At 70.1% G+C, this 22,555-nt stretch carries 20 protein-coding genes; 13 read left to right on the top strand and 7 right to left on the bottom strand.

Going from position 1 to position 22,555, the window contains the following annotated elements; all coding sequences use genetic code 11:
- Positions 1-20 precede the first annotated feature (20 nt).
- Both mmsA and mmsB read left to right on the top strand, forming a co-directional pair.
- Complete coding sequence (gene mmsA / locus M3666_RS03700) at positions 21-1,571, top strand: multiple monosaccharide ABC transporter ATP-binding protein (protein ID WP_066655660.1); 1,551 nt, start codon at positions 21-23, stop codon at positions 1,569-1,571.
- Positions 1,558-2,739, top strand: coding sequence for a multiple monosaccharide ABC transporter permease (gene mmsB, locus M3666_RS03695; RefSeq protein WP_066655663.1), 1,182 nt, complete (start codon positions 1,558-1,560; stop codon positions 2,737-2,739). The genes mmsA and mmsB overlap by 14 nt, the downstream gene beginning before the upstream one ends.
- Before the next feature lie 103 nt (positions 2,740-2,842).
- Here mmsB and M3666_RS03690 read toward each other — a convergent pair whose 3' ends face one another.
- Positions 2,843-4,123 carry an alpha-amylase family glycosyl hydrolase gene (locus tag M3666_RS03690; RefSeq protein WP_066658547.1) on the bottom strand — a complete coding sequence of 427 codons (1,281 nt, stop codon included), beginning with the start codon at positions 4,121-4,123 and terminating at the stop codon, positions 2,843-2,845.
- Between the two features lie 124 nt (positions 4,124-4,247).
- Between M3666_RS03690 and M3666_RS03685 the strand changes: the two genes are divergently transcribed.
- The 3 genes from M3666_RS03685 to M3666_RS03675 all read left to right on the top strand — a co-directional run bounded on the left by M3666_RS03685 (position 4,248) and on the right by M3666_RS03675 (position 6,083).
- Entirely contained in the window at positions 4,248-4,646 is a 399-nt protein-coding gene (locus M3666_RS03685) for a DUF3253 domain-containing protein (protein ID WP_066658549.1), read from the top strand.
- A gap of 35 nt (positions 4,647-4,681) precedes the next feature.
- Positions 4,682-5,776: an SDR family oxidoreductase gene (locus M3666_RS03680; RefSeq protein ID WP_209685696.1), complete on the top strand. Its 1,095-nt coding sequence runs from the start codon at positions 4,682-4,684 to the stop codon at positions 5,774-5,776.
- A 130-nt stretch (positions 5,777-5,906) separates the two neighbouring features.
- Positions 5,907-6,083 carry a CsbD family protein gene (locus M3666_RS03675; RefSeq protein ID WP_126891475.1) on the top strand — a complete coding sequence of 59 codons (177 nt, stop codon included), beginning with the start codon at positions 5,907-5,909 and terminating at the stop codon, positions 6,081-6,083.
- Positions 6,084-6,148: 65 nt separating this feature from the next.
- On the opposite strand, the gene M3666_RS03670 is transcribed toward M3666_RS03675, so the two are convergent.
- Entirely contained in the window at positions 6,149-7,222 is a 1,074-nt protein-coding gene (locus M3666_RS03670) for a spore photoproduct lyase family protein (RefSeq protein WP_251154534.1), read from the bottom strand.
- 45 nt (positions 7,223-7,267) lie between these two features.
- Between M3666_RS03670 and M3666_RS03665 the strand changes: the two genes are divergently transcribed.
- A complete protein-coding gene (locus M3666_RS03665) occupies positions 7,268-7,597 on the top strand; it encodes a biopolymer transporter Tol (RefSeq protein ID WP_251154533.1) in 330 nt (109 codons plus the stop codon).
- Entirely contained in the window at positions 7,594-8,040 is a 447-nt protein-coding gene (locus M3666_RS03660) for a hypothetical protein (protein ID WP_251154532.1), read from the top strand. The genes M3666_RS03665 and M3666_RS03660 overlap by 4 nt, the downstream gene beginning before the upstream one ends.
- Before the next feature lie 133 nt (positions 8,041-8,173).
- Here M3666_RS03660 and M3666_RS03655 read toward each other — a convergent pair whose 3' ends face one another.
- The 4 genes from M3666_RS03655 to M3666_RS03640 all read right to left on the bottom strand — a co-directional run bounded on the left by M3666_RS03655 (position 8,174) and on the right by M3666_RS03640 (position 13,425).
- Positions 8,174-10,000 (bottom strand): beta-galactosidase family protein, encoded by a 1,827-nt coding sequence (locus tag M3666_RS03655; RefSeq protein ID WP_251154531.1) that lies wholly within the window; start codon positions 9,998-10,000, stop codon positions 8,174-8,176.
- Positions 10,001-10,075: 75 nt separating this feature from the next.
- The gene (locus tag M3666_RS03650; protein WP_251154530.1) at positions 10,076-11,407 is read right to left on the bottom strand and encodes a sugar ABC transporter substrate-binding protein; all 1,332 of its coding nucleotides are present in this window, start codon (positions 11,405-11,407) and stop codon (positions 10,076-10,078) included.
- A 102-nt stretch (positions 11,408-11,509) separates the two neighbouring features.
- Positions 11,510-12,493 (bottom strand): carbohydrate ABC transporter permease, encoded by a 984-nt coding sequence (locus M3666_RS03645; protein WP_066655680.1) that lies wholly within the window; start codon positions 12,491-12,493, stop codon positions 11,510-11,512.
- On the bottom strand, positions 12,490-13,425 hold the full coding sequence (locus M3666_RS03640; protein ID WP_066655681.1) for a carbohydrate ABC transporter permease: 936 nt from the start codon (positions 13,423-13,425) through the stop codon (positions 12,490-12,492). Before M3666_RS03640 ends, M3666_RS03645 begins: the two co-directional genes overlap by 4 nt.
- A 188-nt stretch (positions 13,426-13,613) precedes the next feature.
- On the opposite strand from M3666_RS03640, the gene M3666_RS03635 reads away from it, so the two are divergent.
- From M3666_RS03635 to M3666_RS03625, 3 genes are all read left to right on the top strand, one after another.
- Entirely contained in the window at positions 13,614-14,642 is a 1,029-nt protein-coding gene (locus tag M3666_RS03635; protein ID WP_066655683.1) for a LacI family DNA-binding transcriptional regulator, read from the top strand.
- Between the two features lie 63 nt (positions 14,643-14,705).
- The gene (locus tag M3666_RS03630; protein ID WP_251154529.1) at positions 14,706-15,563 is read left to right on the top strand and encodes a 3-hydroxyacyl-CoA dehydrogenase; all 858 of its coding nucleotides are present in this window, start codon (positions 14,706-14,708) and stop codon (positions 15,561-15,563) included.
- Positions 15,564-15,633: 70 nt separating this feature from the next.
- Positions 15,634-17,142, top strand: a complete 1,509-nt coding sequence (locus M3666_RS03625) for a GNAT family N-acetyltransferase (protein ID WP_251154528.1) — start codon at positions 15,634-15,636, stop codon at positions 17,140-17,142.
- Positions 17,143-17,411: 269 nt separating this feature from the next.
- Here the strand turns inward: M3666_RS03625 and M3666_RS03620 are convergent, their stop codons facing one another.
- Positions 17,412-18,914 carry an alpha-N-arabinofuranosidase gene (locus M3666_RS03620; protein WP_251154527.1) on the bottom strand — a complete coding sequence of 501 codons (1,503 nt, stop codon included), beginning with the start codon at positions 18,912-18,914 and terminating at the stop codon, positions 17,412-17,414.
- A gap of 231 nt (positions 18,915-19,145) precedes the next feature.
- Here M3666_RS03620 and M3666_RS03615 point away from each other — a divergent pair, with 231 nt between their 5' ends.
- The 3 genes from M3666_RS03615 to M3666_RS03605 all read left to right on the top strand — a co-directional run bounded on the left by M3666_RS03615 (position 19,146) and on the right by M3666_RS03605 (position 22,452).
- Positions 19,146-20,513 carry an extracellular solute-binding protein gene (locus tag M3666_RS03615; protein WP_251154526.1) on the top strand — a complete coding sequence of 456 codons (1,368 nt, stop codon included), beginning with the start codon at positions 19,146-19,148 and terminating at the stop codon, positions 20,511-20,513.
- A gap of 123 nt (positions 20,514-20,636) precedes the next feature.
- On the top strand, positions 20,637-21,533 hold the full coding sequence (locus M3666_RS03610; RefSeq protein ID WP_066655692.1) for a carbohydrate ABC transporter permease: 897 nt from the start codon (positions 20,637-20,639) through the stop codon (positions 21,531-21,533).
- A gap of 1 nt (position 21,534) precedes the next feature.
- Positions 21,535-22,452, top strand: a complete 918-nt coding sequence (locus M3666_RS03605) for a carbohydrate ABC transporter permease (protein ID WP_066655694.1) — start codon at positions 21,535-21,537, stop codon at positions 22,450-22,452.
- The last annotated feature ends 103 nt before the right edge of the window (positions 22,453-22,555 follow it).

Here is a 22,555-nt window from a genome sequence, read left to right as displayed (position 1 = left end):
ACGACGGAAAGGCGGTCCACATGGCGGACACCATCCTCGAGATGCGGGACATCACCAAGACCTTCCCCGGTGTGAAGGCGCTCCAGGGCGTCTCGATCGAGGTCGAGCGCGGTCAGGTCCACGCGATCTGCGGCGAGAACGGCGCCGGCAAGTCGACCCTGATGAAGGTGCTGTCGGGCGTCTACCCGCACGGCTCCTTCGACGGCGAGATCCTGCTCGACGGCAAGCCGGTGCAGTTCGGTGACATCAACGGCTCCGAGAAGGCGGGCGTGGTGATCATCCACCAGGAGCTCGCCCTCAGCCCGTTCCTGTCGATCGCCGAGAACATCTTCCTCGGCAACGAGCGCGTCAAGGGCGGGCTCATCGACTGGAACCAGACGAACCTCGAGGCGGCGGCGCTGCTCAAGCGCGTCGGACTCAGGGACAACCCGGTCACCAAGGTCACGGACATCGGTGTCGGCAAGCAGCAGCTCGTCGAGATCGCGAAGGCGCTCTCGAAGGAGGTCCGGCTCCTCATCCTCGACGAGCCGACCGCCGCGCTGAACGACGACGACTCGGAGCACCTGCTCGAGCTCATCCGCTCGCTGCAGGCCGAGGGCATGACGGCGATCATCATCAGCCACAAGCTCAACGAGATCAAGGCGATCGCGGACAAGGTCACGATCATCCGCGACGGCAAGACCATCGAGACGCTCGACATGCACGCCGACGACGTCTCCGAGGACCGGATCATCCGCGGCATGGTCGGCCGCGACCTGTCCAGCCGCTACCCGGAGCGCGAGCCGAAGATCGGCGAGGAGCTCCTGCGCATCGAGGACTGGACCGTCCACCACCCGCTCGACGGCTCCCGCGAGATCATCCACCAGGTGAACCTGAACGTCCGCGCGGGCGAGGTCGTCGGCATCGCCGGCCTCATGGGCGCCGGCCGCACCGAGCTCGCAATGAGCGTCTTCGGGCACTCGTACGGCACCGGCATCTCCGGCACCGTCTACAAGCGCGGCGTGCCGATCAAGACGAACACGGTGACCCGGGCGATCGACAACGGCATCGCCTACGCCACCGAGGACCGCAAGCGGTACGGCCTCAACCTCATCGACGACATCAAGCGGAACATCTCCGGCTCGGCGCTGGGCAAGCTCGCCGACTGGGGTTTCGTGAACGCCTCGAAGGAGACCACCGTCGCCGGCGGCTTCCTGAAGAGCATGAACATCAAGGCGCCGAACGTCGACGCCGTGACGGGCAAGCTCTCCGGCGGCAACCAGCAGAAGGTCGTCCTGTCGAAGTGGATGTACGCCGACCCGGACGTGCTCATCCTCGACGAACCGACCCGCGGCATCGACGTCGGCGCGAAGTACGAGATCTACACGCTCATCAACGACCTGGCCGACCAGGGCAAGGGCGTCATCGTGATCTCGTCCGAGCTGCCCGAGCTGCTCGGGATCTGCGACCGCATCTACACACTCTCCGAGGGCACGATCACCGCTGACGTGCCCCGCTCCGAGGCCACGCCAGAGGTCCTCATGCAGTACATGACCCAGGAACGGGAGACCCCAGTCAATGAACGCGCTTAAGTCCGCCGCCGGCTACCTCACCGGGCAGCTCCGACAGATCGGCCTGTTCATCGCGCTGATCGTCATCGTCATCTTCTTCCAGGTGGCGACGAACGGCATCACGCTGGCCCCGATCAACGTCTCGAACATCATCGTCCAGAACAGCTACATCCTGATCCTGGCGATCGGCATGGTCATGGTGATCATCGCCGGCCACATCGACCTGTCCGTCGGGTCGGTCGTCGCCTTCAGCGGTGCGATGGCGGGCGTCATGATCACCCAGTGGGGCCTCCCCTGGCCGGTCGCGGCGCTCCTCTGCCTGGTCGTCGGCGCCCTCGTCGGTGCCTGGCAGGGCTTCTGGATCGCGTACTTCGGCATCCCGGCGTTCATCGTGACGCTCGCCGGCATGCTCGCGTTCCGCGGCGCCACCCAGATCGTGCTGCAGAACCAGCAGATCTCGCCCTTCCCGGAGGGCTTCCGCTCGCTCGGCTCCGGCTTCCTGCCGTCGTTCGGCACCACGGGCTACGAGCCGCTCACGATGATCCTCGGCATCGCGGCCGCCGCCGTCATGGTGATCTCGGCCTTCCGGGGCCGCATCACGCGTCGCAAGTACCAGCTCGAGAGCGAGCCGTTCGCCTGGTTCATCGTGAAGACGGCCTTCGGCGCCGCGCTCGTGATCTACGTGGCGCTGCTCCTCGCCAGCTACAACGGCACCCCGATCGTGCTCGTCGTCCTCGGTCTGCTCGTGGTCGTCTACTCGGTCGTCATGCGCAGCTCGGTGTTCGGTCGCCACGTGTACGCGATCGGTGGCAACGCCCTCGCCGCGCAGCTGTCCGGCGTCAAGACCAAGCGCGTCACGTTCCTGCTCTTCGTGAACATGGGCGTCATCGCGGCCCTGGCGGGCGTGGTCTTCACGGGCCAGCTCAACCTGGCCGCCCCGGGTGCCGGCAACGGCTTCGAGCTCGACGCCATCGCGGCCGTGTTCATCGGTGGCGCCGCCGTCACCGGCGGCATCGGCACGGTGCCGGGTGCGATCGTCGGTGGTCTCATCATCGGCATCCTGAACAACGGCATGTCGATCCTCGGTGTCGGCACCGAGTTCCAGTCCCTCATCAAGGGCCTGGTGCTGCTCGCCGCCGTCGCGTTCGACGTGTTCAACAAGCGCCGGGCGGCGTCCGCCCGCAAGTAGCGGTCGATCCCCCTTCGCCGAGGCTCGGGTCGGCGGACAGTTCCGTGGTCGTGGGACCGCGGAACCGTCCGCCGGCCCGAGCCTCGTTCTGTACGCGGAAGCGTCAGGCGGTCAGGACGGCCCAGGCGGCGGCCGGGAGGCGCAGGGTGCCGTCCCGCAGGTCGCCCCCGCCCGCCTCGACCCGTGTCGCGTCGGCCGCGGGCACCTCCACCGGGTCGTCGGCCAGGTTCAGGGCGGTCACCACCGCGGCGTCGGCCGTCGCGGTGCGCAGGACCACGGCCGTGTTGGTCAGGTGGACGACGTCGGTGTGCGCCCGGTGCAGCCAGGGGTTCCGCCGACGCAGGGCGACGAGGGCCTCGTGCGCGTGGGTCAGGTCGTCCGGCTCGGGCGGCATCGCGGGCAGCTCCGGACGGACGGCGTCGTCGCCACCCTCGCGTTCCTCCTTGACCCCGGTCCAGCCGTACTCGTCCCCCGCGTAGACCACGGGGGTGCCGGCCACGGTGAACAGCACCGCGGCGGCGTGCCCGGCGAACCGCTCCCCCACCGCGCTCGCGATCCGCGTCACGTCGTGGTTGCCGACGAACGTGGTGGGGACGAACGTCGCGAGCAGGGCATCGTGCCGCTCCACGGCGTGTGCCAGCTCGAAGCAGTTCCGGTCGGCGATCCCGTGCCAGACCGCCTGCCACAGCTCGTACTGCGTGGTGGAGTCCATCGTCGACGCCGCGACGATCGCAGCTGCGTCACCGTGGATGACCTCGCCGCTGAACCAGGCGTCGGGGTACTGCTCGCGCACCCGCGGCAGCACCCGTGCCCAGAACGACGGCGGCACGGCGTACGCGGCGTCGAGCCGCCAACCGTCGACCCCGCGGGCGAGCCAGTAGGTCATCACCTCGACCACCAGGTCCTCGGCGGCGCGGCCCTCGTGGTCGAGCGCGACGAGGATGTCGTGCCCCTCGAAGTCGCGGACCGGCACGGGGTCCCCTGCCTGCCAACCGGACCGTTCGACCGCGAAGAGCTCCGCGGTCGGGGCGTCCGGGCCCTGTTCCTCGAGCGCACGGAAGGCGGGGTGCTCGCGCCCGACGTGGTTGAACACGCCGTCGAGCACGACCCGGACACCGCGCTCGTGGGCGGCCCCGACCAGCGCGACGAGGTCGGCCTCGTCGCCGAGTCGGGGGTCGACCCGGAAGTGGTCGACGGTGTCGTACCCGTGCGTCGAGCTCGCGAAGACCGGCCCGAGCAGCAGGCCGTTCAGCCCGAGGGCGACGACGTGGTCGAGCCAGGGCACGAGCCGCTGGAGCCGGTGCTCGACCGGACGGTCATCGACGGGCGTCGTCGGACGGACCTCGGCGCCGACCGCGCCGAGCGGGTAGACGTGCCACCACATCGCGTGCTCGACCCAGGCGGGTCCGTGCGGGCGGGGGTCGTTCGGTTCGGGCTCCACCGGTCCGATCGTGCCAGCCGAGCCTGTGCTGTGGGTCGTGTCGGACCGCAGGACCAGGATGGTGCGCATGGGACGAGCGATCAGGACCGCTGCGGACGCATCGGCATCGCAGGAGGCGCACGCGGAACGGACCTGCGCGTCGTGCGGTCGGCGGATGCCGTCGTCCGCCTCCCCCGACGCGAAGTGGTGCTCGGCTGCGTGCCGGAAGCACGGCGTCGACGCCACCGACCGTGCCCTGGAGCAGCGGATCGACGAGCTGCTCGCCGCCCGCGCACGGACGTCGAGCATCTGCCCGTCCGAGGTCGCGCGGTCCCTCGAGCCCGACGACTGGCGCCCCCTGATGGAGCCCGCCCGACGGGCAGCACGTCGCATGGTCGCGCGGGGTGAGGTCGAGATCACCCAGCACGGCAGCGTGGTCGACCCGTCCACGGCGAAGGGTCCGATCCGGATCCGACGCCCCCGGTAGGGAACACCCGTCGTCGGCGCGCGTTGCACCCGACGATGACGACCACCACAGAACCGACCCCCGCCCGCCCCGAAGCCCTCGTCGTGGGTGCCAGCGGCATCACCGGCTCCGCCCTCGTCGACCACCTGCTCGGTCTCGGGTGGGACGTGACCGCACTCTCCCGCCGCCCGCTCGCGCGCGACGGTGTCCGGACCGTCGCCGCCGACCTCCGCGACCCGGACTCGCTGACGGCGGCCCTCGCCGACGAGCGGCCCACGCACGTGTTCTTCACCGCGTGGCAGCGCCAGGACACCGAGGCCGAGAACATCCGCGTGAACGGCGGCATGGTCCGCGACCTGCTCGCCGCGCTGTCCCACGCGCCGCTCGCCCACGTCGCCCTGGTGACCGGGCTGAAGCACTACCTCGGCCCGTTCGAGGCGTACGCGGCGGGCGAGATGCCGGACACGCCCTTCCACGAGGAGGAGCCGCGGCTCGACACCCCGAACTTCTACTACGCGCAGGAGGACGAGCTCTTCGCCGCAGCCGAGCGCCAGGGGTTCACGTGGTCGGTGCACCGCTCGCACACCGTCATCGGGTACGCCGTCGGCAACGCCATGAACATGGGCCTGACCATCGCCGTGCAGGCCACCCTCGCGAAGGAGCTCGGCCTGGACTTCGTGTTCCCGGGCAGCGAGGCGCAGTGGAACGGGCTGACCGACATGACCGACGCCGGCATCCTCGCCGAGCACATGGTCTGGGCAGCCACCAGCCCCGAGGGTGCGGACGAGCCGTTCAACGTCGTGAACGGTGACGTGTTCCGGTGGCGGTGGATGTGGCCGCGTCTCGCCGCACACCTCGGCGTCGACCCGGATCGGGTCGTCGGCTACCAGGACCGTCCTCGACCGCTCGAGGAACAGATGGCTCCGCACGAGGGTGCATGGGCCGGCATCGCCGAGCGGTACGGACTGGTCGAGTCGGACATCACCCGGCTGGCCTCGTGGTGGCACACCGACGCCGACCTCGGCCGGGCGATGGAGGTCGTGACCGACATGGGCAAGAGCCGCGAGGCGGGCTTCACCGCCTTCCGCCGGACCGAGCGGGCCTTCACCGACCTGTTCGACCGCTACCGCGCCGAGCGGCTCGTCCCGTAGGCGTACCCCGGCCGACCCGGTCGGGGTACACGAACCTCCGACCGGGCCGCGAGTCGGCGCCGACGCCCTGGTTGTCTCGGTTCCACAGACGCCGGGAGCCCTCGGCGGTTCCCGGAGGAAGGAAGACACCATGTCGCTCGGAGACAAGGCCAAGGACGTCACCCAGAAGGTCGCCGGCAAGGTCGAGGAGGCCGTCGGCAAGAAGACCGACGACGCCGAGCTCACGCACCAGGGCCAGAAGGACCAGGTCATGGGAGAGGGTCGCCTCGACAAGGAGAAGGCCAAGGACGCGTTCGACGGCAAGTGAGCCTCGCGCTCTGACGCCCGTACCGCTCGAGCGGTGCGGGCGTTCGTCGTTCCGGGGCGAGGTGCCTAGAAGGCGTACCGGATGCGGCAGGACGGCAGGTGTTCCGCCACCAGCTCACGGAACCGCTCGACGAGCTGCCCCTTCATGCCCGACCGGTAGCGCACGTTGACCGCACCGTTCTGCGACACCTTCTGCTCCTGCAGGTCGGGACGCCAGAGCAGGTCCTCGGCCTTCGGGTGCCACCCGAGGTTGACCTCGTGCAGGGGCTGGTTGTGCGTCAGGAAGATCACCTCGGCCGCGAGCTGCGCCTTGGCCGCGGGAGACAGCACGTCGTCGACCTGGCGCAGCAGCTCGGCCCAGTCCGACTCCCACGTCGGCGTCAGGATCACGGGCGAGAAGTTGAGGTGCACCTCGTACCCGGCGTCCACGAAGTCGTTGACCGCGGCGATCCGCTCGGCGATCGGGCTCGTGCGGATGTCGGTGACCTTCGCGGTCTCGTGCGGCATGAGCGAGAACCGGATGCGCGTGCGGCCCATCGGGTCCCAGTCGAGCAGCTCGCGGTTGACGTACTTCGTCGCGAAGGACGCCTTCGCCGTGGGCGTCATCCGGAAGAGGTCGCAGAGGTCGCGCACGTTGTCGCTGATCACCGCGTCGACCGAGCAGTCGCTGTTCTCGCCGATGTCGTAGACCCAGGCGTAAGGGTCGCACTGGTTCGGCTCGGTCTTCGGCCCCTGCTTCGCGATGTTGCGCGCCACGTGCTTCGTGATCTGCTCGATGTTCGCGAACACCGTCACCGGGTTCGAGTACCCCTTGCGCCGCGGCACGTAGCAGTAGGCGCACGCCATCGCGCACCCGTTCGCCGTCGACGGGGCGATGAAGTCGGCGGAGCGCCCGTTCGGCCGGGTGACGAGCGACTTCTTCACGCCGAGCACGAGCGCCTCGGTCTTGATCCGCACCCAGCGCTGCACGTTGCGCTCGTCGCCGTGGACCTCGGGGATGTTCCAGTGCGAGGCGACCGGCACGATCTCGGCGTCCGGCCAGCGCCCGAGGACCTCCTGCCCGCGCGGGAGCTCGAGGGCAGCATCCTCGGCGTAGATCCGCTTGACGTCGAGCATGGGTCGCACGCGTGGTTCCGTCATCGACATCTGTCTACCGCCGACCACCGACGGTGCAGACTCGGGAGCATGACCGCCGAGCCCGACGACCACTTCTTCGTCGTGGACGGCCGCCGGTGGCGTCGCACCGACCCCGCGTTGCCCGAGGAGGTCGCCGCGGCACTGCGCTCGCACCTCGGCCGCGGGCGCAATGCCGTGCGGCAGGCGAAGCGCGCCGGCGACGAGGACGCCCTCGCCGCCGCCCGGCACCGGAACGGCCTGGCGAAGCACGGGCTCGGCGAGCGCGGCCCCGAGTGGTGGACCCGCCCCGAAGCCGACCGGATCGCCGACGCCGAGCGCGCCCTGGCCGACCTCGGCGCCCTCGACGCCCTCGACGCCCTCGACGAAGACGCACAGTGACGATCCTGATCCGGCCGCCTCGTCCGGACCGGGTCCTCACAGCCGTGGTGTTCGGCCCCGTCGTGGTCGGTACCGGGATCGTCCTGGCATCGATCGCGACCGACCCGGATGCCTCGGCCCGCGTCTTCTGCTTCGTGCTCGGTGCTGCCGTCGTCGCTCTCGGGACGGTCGTGTCGGTCCGGCTCCCCCGCGTCGCCGTCCGCCTGACCGAGGACCGACTCGAGTACGTCGGCTTCCTGCTGTCGTGGTCCGCGCCGCGGGCCGGGATCGACACCGTTCTCGACGACGGCTTCGTCGAGTGGCGGGACGAGCGCGGCGTCGTGCGTCGGCGGCAGATCTGGCTCCTGACCCAGGCGTGGCAGGACGACGGCACGAGGTTCGCTCCGCTCTGGCGCTGGCGACGCGAAGGGCTGCTCCGGGTGCGCCACTGCGCGGACGCCTGAGTCCGCCCGATCCTTCCCAGAACACTCGCGATGGGAAGCGAGAACGGGCGTACCTGGTCGATTCGTCCGACCAGGTACGCCCGTTCTCACCAGGTACGCCCGGGAGTGCCCGGCGCCCGGAGACGCGCCCGCGTCAGGCCTCGGTGTGTCCCAGGTCGGGCTCGAGCAGCATGCAGACCGTGCGGGACGCCGAGGCGTGCAGCTCGAACACGACGACCTCGTTCCGACCGGCACGGAGCACCGGCCCCGGCACGGCCAGCGTCTGCTGCGGCCCGCGCGACCAGTACCGCCCGAGGCAGAACCCGTTCACCCAGGCGACACCCTTGCGGAAGCCGTCGAGCGACAGGTAGCGGTCCTCGGTGGACGTCAGGTCGAACGACCCGGCGGCGAGCACGGGCCCGGCCAGCACGTCACCGTCGGTGGGTACCAGCGCCGCGAGCTGGTCGACGGCCGCCGGTGCGATCGGGTCGAGCGCGAGCGGTGACGCCGACCACCGGGCGAGCGGCACACCGTCGACGGCCACGCCGCCGATCAGGCCCTTCGGCTCGCCGATGCGGGGGCCGTAGTCGACGCGCCCCTGGTCCTCGACGAGGAGCTCGAGCGTGCCGGTGACCGGCGGGAGCGCGATCGCCCGGTCGTGGTGCTCGCGCTCGAGGACGCCGACGACGACCCCGTCCACCGAGACGACCGCACGGTCGCGGACCTCGGTGCCGACGGTCAGGACGCCGCCGTCCGGCAGGTCGACCTCGGTGCGGTACAGCACGAAGCCGCTCGCGGCGCCGAGGGCGTCGAAGGTCGGCGGCTCGTCGTGCGTCGACCAGTCGGTGAGCGTGGGCAGCAGGGAGCGGAGCGACGCGACGCGGTCCACGCGGACCGCGAGGTCCGTGGCGGGGGTGACCCGCGCCTCCCGGCCGCTCGAACGATCATACGATTCAAGGCGGCCCGACCCACCCTCCCGCATCGACTCGGGCAGCGGCGGGACGGGTGCGTAGCGCTCGATGACCGCGCGGAACGCGTGGAACTTCGCCGTCGGGCGACCGGCCTCGTCGAGCGGGGCGTCGTAGTCGTACGACGTCGCGATCGGCCGGTACACGCCCTTGTCGTTCGCGCCGTTGGTGAAGCCGAAGTTCGAGCCGCCGTGGAACATGTAGATGTTGACGGAGCCGCCGGCGGCGAGCAGGTCGTCGAGGTCCGACGCCGACGCGGACGCCGGGGTGGTGTGGTGGTGCTCGCCCCAGCTGTCGAACCAGCCGTCCCAGAACTCCGAGCACATGAGCGGGCCGGTCGGCTGCGCCTGGCGGAGGCGCGCGAGACGCTCCGTGGAGCGGGACCCGAAGGAGCCGGTCTTGTGCAGCGAGGGCAGCGAGCCGTCCTCGAGCATCGAGTCCATCGGCTGGTCGACGCTCGTGAACGGGACGGTCAGACCGATGGCCCGGTGCATCTCCTCAAGCGCCCGCAGGTAGGACGCGTCCGAGCCGTAGGCGCCGTACTCGTTCTCGACCTGCACGAGCACGATCGGGCCGCCCTGGTCGATCTGGCGCGGAACGAGCACCGGCGCGAGGTGCTCGAGGTACTCCTGCACGGCGGCGAGGAAGCCCGGCTCGTTCCGCCGGACGCCGACGGTGCCGTCGGCGAAGAGCCAGTAGGGCAGGCCGCCGTTCGACCACTCGGCGCAGATGTAGGGCCCGGGGCGGACGATGGCGTGCATGCCCTCGGCGGCGACCAGGTCGAGGAACCGGCCCAGGTCGAGGCCGCCGGTCAGGTCGAACACACCGGGACGCGGCGCGTGGGCGTTCCAGGCGACGTAGGTCTCGATGGTGTTGAGGCCCATCAGCTTCGCCTTGCGGATCCGGTCCTGCCAGAGGTCCGGGTGCACGCGGAAGTAGTGGATCGCGCCGGACAGGACCCGGTGCGGCTCGCCGTCGAGCAGGAAGTCGGAGTCGCCGATGGCGAAGCGCATGGTGTGTCTCTCTCGTACGACGGGGCCGTGCGGACGTGGTGTCCGCACGGCCCCGGGGTGTGGGGAACGCGGGTGTTACTTGCTCTCGACCGTGAAGCCCTGGTCCTTGCCGTACTTCACGAGTGCCTTCTGCCAGGCCTCCAGACCGCCCTCGAGCGAGGTGCCGTTCTGGTATGACTGCCCCACGGTGTCGGCGTAGACGCTGTTCGCGTAGACCTGGTACGGCAGGTAGGTGAAGTCGTTCGCCGAGGACTTCGAGGCGTCGACGAGGACCTTGTTGATCTCCTGGCCACCGAAGTACTCGGGCTTCTCGTCCAGGAACGAGCTCGAGTTCAGGTCAGCGGTCGTCGACGGGAAGCCGCCGGACTGCATGAAGACCTTCGTGGACTCCTCCGACGAGTTCAGCCACTTCAGGAAGCCGGCGGCGAGGGCCGGGTTCTTCGACTGCTTCATGACGACCTGCGAGCTGCCGCCGTTGCTGGCGGTCTGGGCCTGGCCGCCGTCGTAGGTCGGCATCGGGGCGACGCGCCAGTCACCCTTTGCGTCCGGCACGCTGGCCATCAGGTTGCCGGGCATCCAGGCGCCGGTGACCATCGTGGCGATCTGGCCGTTGCCGAGCTGCTTGTACCAGTCGTCGGTCCAGCCGGTGGTCTTCGACAGCAGGCCCTGCTCGACGAGCTGGTCCCAGGTCTTCGCCCACTTCTGCGTGCCGGCGTCGTGCAGGTCGATGGTGATCTTGTCGCCGTCGGTCGTGAACGGGGTGCCACCGGCCTGGGCGATCATGCTCGTGGTGAAGCCGGCGTCGCCGGAGTCCGCCGCGATGTACTTCGACGAGTCCGCCTCGTGCAGCTTCTTGCCGGCGGCGATGTACTCGTCCCACGTCTTCGGCACCTCGATGCCGTACTCGTCGAAGACCTTCTTGTTGTAGAACAGCGCCATGGGGCCGGAGTCCTGGGGCAGGCCGTAGACCTTGCCGTCCATGGCGACGTTGCTCCAGGTGCCCTTCGAGAACTTGCTCTCGAGGTCGCCGAAGCCGTACGACGACAGGTCGACGAGCGAGTCGGACAGGGCGAACTGCGGCAGCGCGTAGTACTCGACCTGCGCGACGTCGGGAGCACCCGAGCCGGCCTTGATCGTGTTCTGCAGCTTCGTGTACTGGTCGGCTCCGGTGCCGGCATTGACCAGCTTGACCTTGACCTTCGGGTACTGCTTCTCGAACGCGGCGACCTGGTCCTTGGCCGAGGGGGTCCAGGACCAGTAGGTCAGCGTGCCGCCGTCCTTGAGGGCCTTGTCGATGTCGTCCGCCGAGCCGCCGGCGGAGCTGCCGGAGGCGCAGGCGGTCATCGCGATGGCGGCGGTGACGCCGATGGCGAGGGCGCTGAGCCCGCGCCGGAGACGCTTGTTCATGGGTTGCCTTCCACTTCTTCGTGATCTGGGGCTGGGGTGGTGCTGCTGTGTCCCGGTCGGGAGGCGCGTGGCGGGCTGCCGGCGCGCCTCCCGTCCGGTGGGTCAGGCCTTGACGGAACCGGCCGCGAGGCCGGACTGCCAGAAGCGCTGGAGGAAGAGGAACGCGACCACGATCGGGATGATCGTGAGGAGCGATCCGGTGACGACGAGGTTGTAGATCGGCTGCGCGCCCGAGCCGGTGGCCTGGGCGTTCCACTGGTTGAGGCCGACCGTGAGCGGGTACCACTTCGGGTCGCTCAGCATGATGAGCGGCAGGAAGTAGTTGTTCCAGGTGGCGACGACCGCGAAGAGCAGGACGGTGACGACACCGGGCGTGAGGAGCTTCAGCGCGATGGTGAAGAAGATCCGGAACTCGCCGGCGCCGTCCATGCGGGCGGCCTCGATGAGCTCGGTCGGGATCGCGTCGATCGCGTAGGTCCAGATGAGGTACATGCCGAACGGGCTGATGAGCGACGGCAGGATGATCGCCCAGGGGGTGTTCGTCAGGCCGAACTGCGAGAAGAGCAGGAAGGTCGGGACGGCGAGGGCGGTGCCCGGGACGGCGATCGCCCCGAGGACGACGGCGAAGACCGCGCGACGGCCGGGGAACTGGAACTTCGCCATGCCGTAGCCGGCGACCGTGGCGAGCAGGGTCGCGCCACCGGCACCGACGACCACGTACAGCAGCGTGTTGCCGAGCCACTGCAGGAAGATGCCGTCGTTGTAGGTCAGGGTGTCGACGATGTTCTGCCAGAGGTTGAAGTCGCCGCCGAACCACAGGCCGAACGTCGACAGCAGGGACGCCTGGGTCTTGGTGCTGTTCACCAGCAGGTAGAACAGCGGTGCGAACGAGTAGACGACGAAGACGACCATCACGGCGGTCAGGAGACCGGAGCGCTTCACCTTGCGTCCGTCGACCGGCTTGCCGGCGCGGCGCGACCGGGAGGCGCGGGTCGCCCGGTCCCCCGGGTCGCGCTGGGTGGTGGTCGCCTCGGTGACCGTGGCCGGGCTGGTCGCGCCGGCGGCGGGCTGCTGCAGGGTGCTCATCGGTTCTCCTGGCGGGTTCCGCGGACCTGGACGACGTAGGCGATCACGGCGGTGATGACACCCATGACGATGGCGACGGTGGCGGAGTAGTTGAACTGCTGGCCGCTGAAGGACAGCGAGTAGGCGTACATGTTCGGGGTGAAGGCGCTGCCGATGACGTTCGGCGCGAGCGTCTTCAGCAGGTTCGGCTCGTTGAAGAGCTGGAAGCTGCCGATGATCGAGAAGATCGTCGCGATGACCATCGGGCCGCGAAGGGCGGGCAGCTTGATCGAGAAGACGGTGCGCAGCGGGCCGGCGCCGTCGAGCTCGGCAGCCTCGTAGAGCTCACCGGGCACGACGCGCAGGGCGGCGTAGAAGATCAGCATGTTGTAGCCGAGGAACTCCCACGTGACCACGTTGCCGATCGACGTGAGGACCCAGGTCGGGCTGAACGGCTGGAGCAGGTCGATGCCGAGCGCGCTGTTCGCGGCGCCCGTGAGGCCGAACTGGTTGCCGTAGATGAAGCCCCAGATGAGGGCGGCGACCACGCCGGGCACGGCGTACGGCAGGAACACGGCGATGCGGAAGAACCCGGTGCCCCATAGCCGTGCGCTGTCGAGCGCGAGGGCCGCCACGAGCGCGAGGCCGAGCATGATCGGGACCTGCACGACCAGGAAGAGTGCCACGCGACCGAGGCCCTCCCAGAACTGGGCGTCCTGGAACAGCTGCACGTAGTTGGCGAACCACACGAACTGGTTGCCGCCGATGAGCTGGTCGCGGAACAGGCTGAGCCAGAGCGCGTAGCCGATCGGCACGATGAGCATCGCCACGAGGACGACGACGAAGGGGCCGACGAACAGCCAGCCGGTGTACCGCCCCCGGACCTTCGGGCGGCGAGCGGTCGGCCGCGCCGGCGGTGCCGCCTCGGCCGGGCGCGCTGCGAGCGTGCTCATGTGACTCCCTTGTCTGCTGCGTTCGGGTTCCGGACCGGGCACCCGACGGTGCCCACGGGTCGTGCCCTGCCTGCGCTGGCACGGATCCGGAGGACGTCGATGTTGACGTCAACATCGAACGACGTCACCGTAGCATGGCAACGTCAACATGCACTAGCGTTCGGGGAAGTCGAACGGAGGGAACAGCGTTGTCGACCGATCTGACCGCACCGCGCCGTGCGCCGTCGCTGGCCGCCGTGGCCGACGCCGCCGGCGTCTCGATGCAGACCGTGTCGCGCGTTGCCCGCGGCTTCGACAACGTCAGCCCGGACACCCGGGACCGGGTCCAGCGCGCCATGGACGACCTCGGCTACCGGCCGAACCGTGCGGCTCGTGCGCTGCGGTCCGGGCGCTTCCGGACCATCGGCGTGATCATGTTCACGCTCGCGTCGTTCGGCAACATGCGCACGCTCGAGGCCATCTCGGCCGCTGCGGCCGCCGCGGACTTCACCATCACCCTGCTGCCCATGGCGTCGCGCACCGGCGAGGGCGTCCGCACCGCGCTCTCCCGGCTGCACGAGCAGGCGGTCGACGGCGTCGTGATCGTCATCGAGTCGCACATCATCGACACCGCCGAGGTCGTGCTGCCGAGCGGTGTCCCGCTCGTGGTCGTCGACTCCGCGGGCACGACCGACCGGCCCTCCATCGACATCGACCAGGCCGAGGGCGCACGGCTCGCCACGCAGCACCTGCTCGACCTCGGGCACGAGACCGTCTGGCACGTCGCCGGACCCACCGCCTCGTACTCCGCGGAACGCCGCCTCGTCGCGTGGCGCGAGACGCTCGAGCACGCGGGCCGCAGGGTCCCCCGGGTCCTCCCCGCAGGGTGGTCGACGGCCGACGGGCACCGCGCCGGGCAGGAGATCGCGGCGCGGCCCGAGATCACCGCCGTCTTCGCGGTGAACGACCAGACCGCGCTCGGGGTCCTCCGGGCGGCGCACGAGGCCGGTCGGTCGGTGCCGGAGAGCCTCAGCGTGGTCGGCTTCGACGACTTCCCCGAGTCGGAGTCGTTCTGGCCGCCGTTGACCACCGTCCACCAGTCCTTCGACGAGGTCGGGCGGCGGGCGGTCGCGACGCTGCTGGCGCAGATCGAGGGCACCCCCGTCCGCACGTCGACCGACCTCGTGCCGGTGCGCCTGGTCGAACGAGCGAGCACGGCACCGCCGCCGCGGGCCTAGGCGCCCGCGTCGGGTCAGGCGCGCGCCCGCGCACTCCCACGGGTCGGGAGCACACTGGGCAGCATGACCACCTTCAGCTCCGTCACCGTGCTCGGCGCCGGCGTCCTCGGCACCCAGATCGCCCTCCAGTCCGCCCGACACGGCATCCCCGTCGTCGTGTACGACATCAGCGAGGACGCGGTCGCCGCCGGTCGTGAGCGACTCGCGGGCATCGTCGAGCAGTACCTCGGCGACGTCGGGCAGGACGCCCGACCGGACGCCGACGCCGCCGTCGCGCGGATCACCTTCGACACCGACCTCGCCCGGGCCGTCGGTGGGGCCGAGCTCGTCGTCGAGGCGGTCCCCGAGCGACTCGAGACCAAGCGCGAGGTCTACGGCCGGCTCGCCGAGGTGGCGCCGGCGGAGACCGTCTTCGCGACGAACTCGTCGACCCTGCTGCCGAGCGCGATCGCGGACGCGACCGGCCGCCCTGACCGCTTCCTCGCGCTGCACTTCGCCAACCACGTCTGGCGGCAGAACACCGCCGAGGTGATGGGGACCGAGCAGACCGACCCCGAGGTGTTCGAGCGCGTCGCGACGTTCGCCGAGGAGATCGGCATGGTCCCGATCCGCCTGCACAAGGAGCAGCCGGGCTACGTGCTCAACTCCCTGCTCGTGCCGCTCCTCGACGCCGCCGCGGGCCTGGTGCTCCGCGGGGTGGCCGACCCCGCCACGATCGACACCACGTGGCAGATCGGGACCGGCAGCCCGGTCGGGCCGTTCCGCATGTACGACGTCATCGGGCTCCGCACCGCGCACGCGGTCGCGAGCGCGTCCCCCGAGCCCGGCGCGCAGGCCTGGGCCGCGTACCTGCAGTCGGAGTACCTCGACCAGGGCAAGTACGGCGTCGAGTCGGGTGAGGGGTTCTACCGCTACCGCTGACGCGAGCAGGCCTGACGCGAGCAGGCCTGCCGTTGCGCACGCCGGACGTGAGCACCCCTAGGATCTCGGGATGGAACTCGTCGCCCCCTCCCCCGAGTACTACCCGTCCTTCCGCCGCGCCCTGCAGGAGTGGGACGGTGCCCACCAGGACGGCGCCGGGATCCGGGACGCCGCGGCGCTGCAGGACCGAGCGGGCTTCGAGCGCTGGGTCGACCAGCTCCTGGCCGAGGAGACGACCCCGGCCAGCCCCGACCACGTGACGTGCACCTACCGCTGGATCGTCGAGGGCGACGAGTACCTCGGCAGCATCGCGCTGCGGCACGAGCTCAACGACTTCCTCCGGTCGTACGGCGGGCACGTCGGGTACGGCGTCCGGCCCTCCGCCCGGGGCCGGGGCCTGGCGTCCGCGGCGCTCGCCGAGGTCGTCCGCGCGGCTGCCGAGCGCGGGCTGCCCGAGGTCATGCTGACGTGCGACGCGACGAACCCCGCGTCCCGCCGGGTCATCGAGCACGCCGGCGGCCGGTACGAGCGCAGCGTGGTCGACCCGGACGGGCACACCCTGCTCCACCACTGGATCCGCACCGGTGCGCACGCGCACCCCGACGTCACCGAGGTGGACATCGTCGGCGGCCCCGAACCGCTGACCGTCGGGCTCCGGGACCACGATCCCGCCTGGTCCGCCCGCTACGAGGAGCACCGTGCACGGATCGCCCACGCCCTGGACGGCCAGCACGTCACGATCGAGCACATCGGCTCGACGTCCGTGCCGGGACTCGCCGCGAAGCCGATCGTCGACGTCGCGGTCGCCGTGCCGGACGTCACCGACGAGGCCGCGTACCTCACCCCACTGCTCGGCGCCGGCTACGAGCTCCGGGTACGCGAGCCCGGGCACCGCCTCGTCCGCACGCCCGAGCGCGACGCGCACGTGCACGTGTACGAGCACGGCGCTGCCGAGCTCGACGACTACCTGCTGCTCCGCGACCAGCTCCGCCGCGACGACACCGACCGGCAGCGGTACGAGGACACCAAGCGTGCGCTGATGGAGCAGTCGTGGGACGACACGAACGCCTACGCCGACGCGAAGACCGCCGTGATCACGGACATCCGGTCCCGAGCGCGCGCCGCGGTCGTGCGCATCCGTCCGGTGCGGTCGACGGACGCCGCTGCGTGGCAGGCCCTGTACGCCGGCTACCGCGCGTTCTACCGACTGCCGGAGGACACCGAGGCCGTCCGGACCACCTGGCAGTGGGTGTCGACGGGTGCACACGGGCTGACCGGCCTGGTCGCCGAGGACGCCGACGGCCACCTGCTCGGGCTCGCCGACCTCCGACGGTTCGCCCGCCCGTCGTCGGCGACGACCGGCCTGTACCTCGACGACCTGTTCACGGCTCCCGACGCCAGGGGGCGCGGCGTCGCGACGGCACTGCTGCACGAGGCGGCGGCCACCGCCGCTGCCGAGGGCGCGAGCGTCGTCCGCTGGATCACCGCCGAGGACAACGCGACCGCGCGGGCGGTCTACGACCGCGTCGCCGCGGCGACCCCGTGGGTCACCTACGACATGCGGCCGTCCGCGGACTGACCGAGCGGCGGACGGGAGGCTCGCGGCCGGACCGCACCGCGCCTCCCGTCCGGCACGTCCCGGGTCGGGAGGTCCGTGGCGGTACCGCACCGCGCCTCCCGTCCGGCCCGCGCCGGCAGGCTCCGGCCCGCTCCGGCCCGCTCCGGCATGCTCCGGCACGAGCGAAGGGCACCGGTCCGCTCGCGCGGGCCGGTGCCCTCCGTGCTCACTCGACGCTCACCGGAGCGCTCGCCGAGGCGTTCGTGCGCCGACCGTGGTCGGCGGTCGGGTCAGCCGATCGACAGCGCGGTCCAGGAGACCGGGGGCAGCTCGATCGTGATCGTGTCGCCGTCGCGACGGACGGTCTCGTTCGTGCGGAGTCCGACGCGCTCGCGGCCCTCGAGGTCGTTGACGGCGTGCACGTCGTCGTCCCAGATGCCCTCCGCGCGGACGTCACCGTCGGCGCCGATGCCGGCCAGGTCGATCGTGACGGTCGTCGACTCGGTCTGGTGACGGTTCACCAGGAAGACCGCTGCCCTGCCGTCCTCGACCGTCGCGGCGGAGTCGACCACGGGGACCTCGCCGTACTTGCCGCCGTCGACCGTGTCACCCGAGGCCTTGACCTGCAGCGACGTGCCGTTCGCGAGCTTCGAGGTGAGCGAGAACGGGAAGAACGTCGTCTGGCGCCAGGCCGGGCCGCCGGGCTCGGTCATGATCGGGCCGATGACGTTGACGAGCTGCGCGAGACTCGCCGACGCGACGCGGTCGGCGTGCCGGAGCAGCGAGATGAGGAGCCCACCGACGACGACGGCGTCCGCGACGGTGTAGACGTCCTCGAGCAGGCGCGGCGCGACCGGCCAGTCCTGCAGCTCGAAGGTCTTCTGCTGCTCGTTCCACTTGCTGATCGACCAGACGTTCCACTCGTCGAACGAGATGTCGATGCGCTTGTCCGACTTCTTGTGCGCCTTGACGTGGTCCGCCGCGGTGGTGACGGTGTCGATGAAGTGGTCCATGTTGACGCCCGAGGCGAGGAACGTCGACATGTCGCCGTCCTCCTCGTAGTAGGCGTGCGCCGAGATGTAGTCGACGTCGTCGTAGGTGTGCTCGAGGACCGTGCGCTCCCACTCGCCGAACGTCGGCATCGAGGCGCCGGACGAACCGCAGGCGACCAGCTCGAGGTCGGGCTGGATCTGTCGCATGGCCTTCGCGGTCATGGCGGCGAGCTTGCCGTAGTCCTCGGCGTTCTTGTGGCCGAGCTGCCACGGGCCGTCCATCTCGTTGCCGAGGCACCACATCGTGATGGCGAAGGGCTCCTGGCGGCCGTTCGAGCGGCGGTACTCGCTGAGCGCGGTGCCGGCGTCGATGTTCGCGTACTCGAGGAGCTCGATGGCCTCCTGCGTGCCGCGGGTGCCGAGGTTCACGGCGAGCATGAGCTCGGAGTCGACCGCGTCGAGCCAGTGCTGGAACTCGTGCAGGCCGACCTCGTTGGTCTCGGTCGAGTGCCAGGCGAGGTCGAGGCGACGGGGGCGCTGCTCGACGGGCCCGACGCCGTCCTCCCACTTGTAGCCGGAGACGAAGTTGCCACCGGGGTAGCGGATCGCGGAGACGTTCAGCTCCTTGACGAGGTCGATGACGTCCTTGCGGAAGCCGTGCTCGTCGGCGGTCTCGTGTGCCGGCTCGTGGATGCCGTCGTAGACGTGGCGCCCGAGGTGCTCGACGAACCCACCGAACAGGCGACGGCGCACCGGCCCCACAGTGAACGCGGCGTCGAGGACGAGGTGTGTGCGAGGCATGGATCTCCTTTGATCAGCGTGGGGGCTCGTGGTGCGACGTGATCGGCCCGGAACGAAAGTGAGCGCTCACGTCCCCATGAACGCTAGCGGGTTCCGGGCGGATGGGGAAGCGGGGACGCGCCCCGGTCGTGACCTTCACGAAAGGGGTGGCGCACCCCCGGACCTGCCGCTACTGTGAGCGCTCACGGAGCAACGACCGCTCCGCTCGGCCCGTCCCGATGGAGTGATGCCATGCCGATCCGACCAGCCGTACCCACCCCGCAGTCCCGCGGCGGTGCCTTCACCCGCAGGACCCTGCTCGCCGGTGCAGCCGCCGGCGCCGCGGTCCTCCCCCTCGCCGCGTGCTCGAGCCCGCTCGCCGCCGGCGTCGCCGGTGCCCCGCTGAACCCCGAGACCCTCGTCTTCTGGAACCTCTTCGGCGGTGGCGACGGTGTCCGTATGCAGACGATGGAGGCCGGCTACGCGAAGCAGCACGGCGGGCCGTCCTCGCTGCAGGCGACGACGTTCGCCTGGGGCAACCCGTACTACTCGAAGGTCACACTGGCCACCGTCGGGAACAAGCCGCCGGACGTCGCGATCGCCCACCTGACCCGTGCGAAGCCGCTCTGGGACGGCGGGCTGCTCGACCCGATCACCGAGGACGACCTGGCGAGCGTCGGCCTGAGCGCCAGCGACTTCAACCAGAAGGCCTGGACCGCGCAGAAGACCGACGGCAAGAACATCTGCGTGCCGCTCGACACGCACCCCTTCGTGCTCTTCTACAACGTTGACGTGTGCCAGAAGGCCGGGCTCATCGACTCCGACGGCAACCTGAAGGACCTCGACGGGCTCGAGAACTTCGAGGCCGCGCTGGCCGCCGTCGCGAAGGTCACCGGCGGCACCGCGCTCAACGTCGCGAACGTCAGCGAGGTCGCGACCCCGTGGCGCTTCTTCTGGTCGATGTACAACCAGATCGACGGCGCGACGCCGTTCATCAGCGACGGGGGCGCGAAGCTCACCGTCAACGAGGACGCGTACACGAAGGTCACCGACATGACCCAGAAGTGGGTGAAGGAGGGCTGGCTGAACAAGGGGCTCGACTACGCCACCGCCCAGACGCTGATGTTCACCGGCAAGGCGGGCTTCTTCATGCAGGGCGAGTGGGAGATCAGCACCGCGCAGTCCATCAAGGGGCTGAAGTTCGGCATGGTCCCCGTCCCGCAGCTGTTCGACAAGCCGGCGACGCAGGCCGACTCGCACACGTTCATCCTGCCGCGGAAGGACCGGACGCCCGAGCAGCGCAAGGCGCACATGCTCTTCATCAAGCAGATGCTCGAGCAGAGCCTGACCTGGGCCGAGGGCGGGCACGTCCCCGCGTACATGCCCACGTTCGACAGCACCGCGTTCAAGGACCTCAAGCCGCAGTCCAACTACGCCTCGGCAGCCGAGTCCGCCGTCTTCGACGACCCCGCCTGGTACGGCGGATCGGGCTCGACCTTCGAGAACACCGTCGGCGCCCAGCTCGCACTGGTGCAGCAGGGCAGCAGCTCGCCCGCCCAGGCGCTCGCGGCCATCAAGGACCAGCTCGCCACCTACCTCAACACCCCGAGCCCGCTGTGACCGGGCACGCCTCCCCGACGACCGACGTGAACACCGCGCGAAAGGCACGATGACGTGACCGCTGCACCAGTTCTCACCCGACCCACGGACGCTGCCGCGGTCACCCGTGGCACGCGCCCCCGCGTGAACTCCACCAACCGGGGACAGGGCCGCACCGGCTGGCTCTTCCTCGCGCCCTTCGGCCTGTTCTACCTGGCCTTCCTGCTCGGTCCGACGGTCTGGATGATCGTCACGAGCTTCTTCAACACCTCGACCGTCCGCACCGGGCTCGGCAGCTTCGCGGGCTTCGCGAACTACGCCGAGATGCTCGGTCGCGCCGACTTCTGGTCGTCGCTCTGGCACACCCTGCAGTTCACGCTCTACACGACGCCGCCGCTGGTGATCCTGGCTTTCGTCTTCGCCGTGCTGACGAACCGGATGAACCGCGGGCAGTGGTTCTTCCGCCTGGCGTTCTTCCTGCCGTTCATCCTGCCGTCGGCGACGATCTCGCTCATCTGGGTGTTCATCTTCACCCCGGCGACGGGCCTCTTCGCCTCGATCCAGCAGGCGATCGGCCTGACCCCGGGTGCGGGTGTGCTCGCGAGCCCGAACACGGCCATGATCGGCGTCGCGATCGCCACCGTGTGGTGGACCCTCGGCTTCAACTTCGTGCTGTACCTGGCCGGCCTGCAGGAGATCCCCCGCGAGCTGTACGAGGCCGCCGCGGTCGACGGTGCGTCCAGCTGGCAGCAGATCAAGTCGATCACGCTGCCGCTGCTCGGCCGCACGACGACGCTGGTCATCCTGCTGCAGATCATCGCGAGCCTGAAGATCTTCGACCAGGTGTACCTGATGACGAACGGCGGCCCGGGCATCTCGACCCAGGTCTCGCTGCAGCTCATCACCGGCGTCGGCTTCACCGACAACCGTCTCGGCGCCGCGTCCGCCGCGTCGGTGCTCCTGTTCATCGTGATCGTCGCGATCGCGGTCATCCGGCAGCTCGTCGAGCGCGCTGCCGCCAAGCGAGAGATCGGGGCCTGACATGACCGCCACCGAGAGCATCACCACGTCGCGTCCGCGGAAGCTGCGCTCCGGCGTCTCGGCAGCCGCTCCCGCGAACGCGGCGAAGATCGGCGTCTCCGGCAAGGGCTTCAACACCGCCGCCGCGATCATCCTGACGGTGTTCGCGATCATCTGGCTCATCCCGAGCCTGTTCGCCCTGAAGACGTCACTGTCCGACAACGGGGTCGCGGCCCTGGGCGCGAACGCGATCCTGTCGAACTGGAACCCGACGCTGCACTCCTACGCGTCGCTGTTCCGGTCCGGCGACATCTGGAACTGGTACCTCGCCAGCGGCGTGACGAGCCTCGTCACCACGGCGCTGACGGTGCTGTTCGCCTCGATGGCGGCCTTCGCGCTGTCCCGTCTGGCGTTCCGCGGCCGGAACGTCGCGTTCCTGCTCATCATCCTGGGCATCATGATCCCGACGCAGGTCCTGATCATCCCGATCTTCCAGGAGCTCAACGCGGTCAACCTGCTCAACACGTACTGGTCGGTGATCTTCCCGCAGGTGCCGGCCGTGATCGCGGTCTTCATCTTCAAGCAGTTCTTCGACGGCATCCCGAAGGAGCTCGAGGAGGCGGCGCGCATCGACGGTGCGGGCATGTGGAAGATCTACTGGTCGGTGATCATGCCGCTGTCCCGTCCGGTGATCGCCGCGGTCGCGATCCTGACCTTCGTCGGGGTGTGGAACAACCTGCTCCTGCCGCTGTTCGTGCTGTCGAACCCGGACCTCATGACGATCCCGGTCGGGCTCGCCACGGTGCAGGGCAGCTTCGGGCAGCGCTACGCCGACATCCAGGCCGGCGCGATCCTGGCGGCGCTGCCGCTGATCATCCTCTACCTGGTCTTCCAGCGGCAGATCGTGGAGGGCGTGACGGGCTCGGGCCTCAAGGGCTAGACGCTCCGCGTCGACGGACGGGAGGCACGGTGCCAGCTGGCACCGTGCCTCCCGTCCGTCGTGCGCGTGGTCGGACCGGGCGTCCCTGGTGGACGCGGGCGTG

The organism is Curtobacterium sp. ODYSSEY 48 V2, from assembly GCF_023712625.1.
Lineage (GTDB): Bacteria > Actinomycetota > Actinomycetes > Actinomycetales > Microbacteriaceae > Curtobacterium.
Note: the sequence above shows the minus strand (reverse complement) of the source record. Positions and strands in the feature narration are given on the sequence as shown.

Coding starts and splice junctions, on each gene's coding strand:
- M3666_RS03670 (WP_251154534.1), bottom strand. CDS start 7,222: ATGACGGAACCACGCGTGCGACCCATGCTCGACGTCAAGCGGATCTAC.
- M3666_RS03630 (WP_251154529.1), top strand. CDS start 14,706: ATGACCACCTTCAGCTCCGTCACCGTGCTCGGCGCCGGCGTCCTCGGC.
- M3666_RS03690 (WP_066658547.1), bottom strand. CDS start 4,123: ATGTGGTGGCACGTCTACCCGCTCGGCGCGGTCGGCGCCGAGGTCCGT.
- mmsB (WP_066655663.1), top strand. CDS start 1,558: ATGAACGCGCTTAAGTCCGCCGCCGGCTACCTCACCGGGCAGCTCCGA.
- M3666_RS03605 (WP_066655694.1), top strand. CDS start 21,535: ATGACCGCCACCGAGAGCATCACCACGTCGCGTCCGCGGAAGCTGCGC.
- M3666_RS03615 (WP_251154526.1), top strand. CDS start 19,146: ATGCCGATCCGACCAGCCGTACCCACCCCGCAGTCCCGCGGCGGTGCC.
- M3666_RS03685 (WP_066658549.1), top strand. CDS start 4,248: ATGGGACGAGCGATCAGGACCGCTGCGGACGCATCGGCATCGCAGGAG.
- M3666_RS03665 (WP_251154533.1), top strand. CDS start 7,268: ATGACCGCCGAGCCCGACGACCACTTCTTCGTCGTGGACGGCCGCCGG.
- M3666_RS03620 (WP_251154527.1), bottom strand. CDS start 18,914: ATGCCTCGCACACACCTCGTCCTCGACGCCGCGTTCACTGTGGGGCCG.
- M3666_RS03650 (WP_251154530.1), bottom strand. CDS start 11,407: ATGAACAAGCGTCTCCGGCGCGGGCTCAGCGCCCTCGCCATCGGCGTC.
- M3666_RS03625 (WP_251154528.1), top strand. CDS start 15,634: ATGGAACTCGTCGCCCCCTCCCCCGAGTACTACCCGTCCTTCCGCCGC.
- mmsA (WP_066655660.1), top strand. CDS start 21: ATGGCGGACACCATCCTCGAGATGCGGGACATCACCAAGACCTTCCCC.
- M3666_RS03675 (WP_126891475.1), top strand. CDS start 5,907: ATGTCGCTCGGAGACAAGGCCAAGGACGTCACCCAGAAGGTCGCCGGC.
- M3666_RS03655 (WP_251154531.1), bottom strand. CDS start 10,000: ATGCGCTTCGCCATCGGCGACTCCGACTTCCTGCTCGACGGCGAGCCG.
- M3666_RS03680 (WP_209685696.1), top strand. CDS start 4,682: ATGACGACCACCACAGAACCGACCCCCGCCCGCCCCGAAGCCCTCGTC.
- M3666_RS03645 (WP_066655680.1), bottom strand. CDS start 12,493: ATGAGCACCCTGCAGCAGCCCGCCGCCGGCGCGACCAGCCCGGCCACG.
- M3666_RS03640 (WP_066655681.1), bottom strand. CDS start 13,425: ATGAGCACGCTCGCAGCGCGCCCGGCCGAGGCGGCACCGCCGGCGCGG.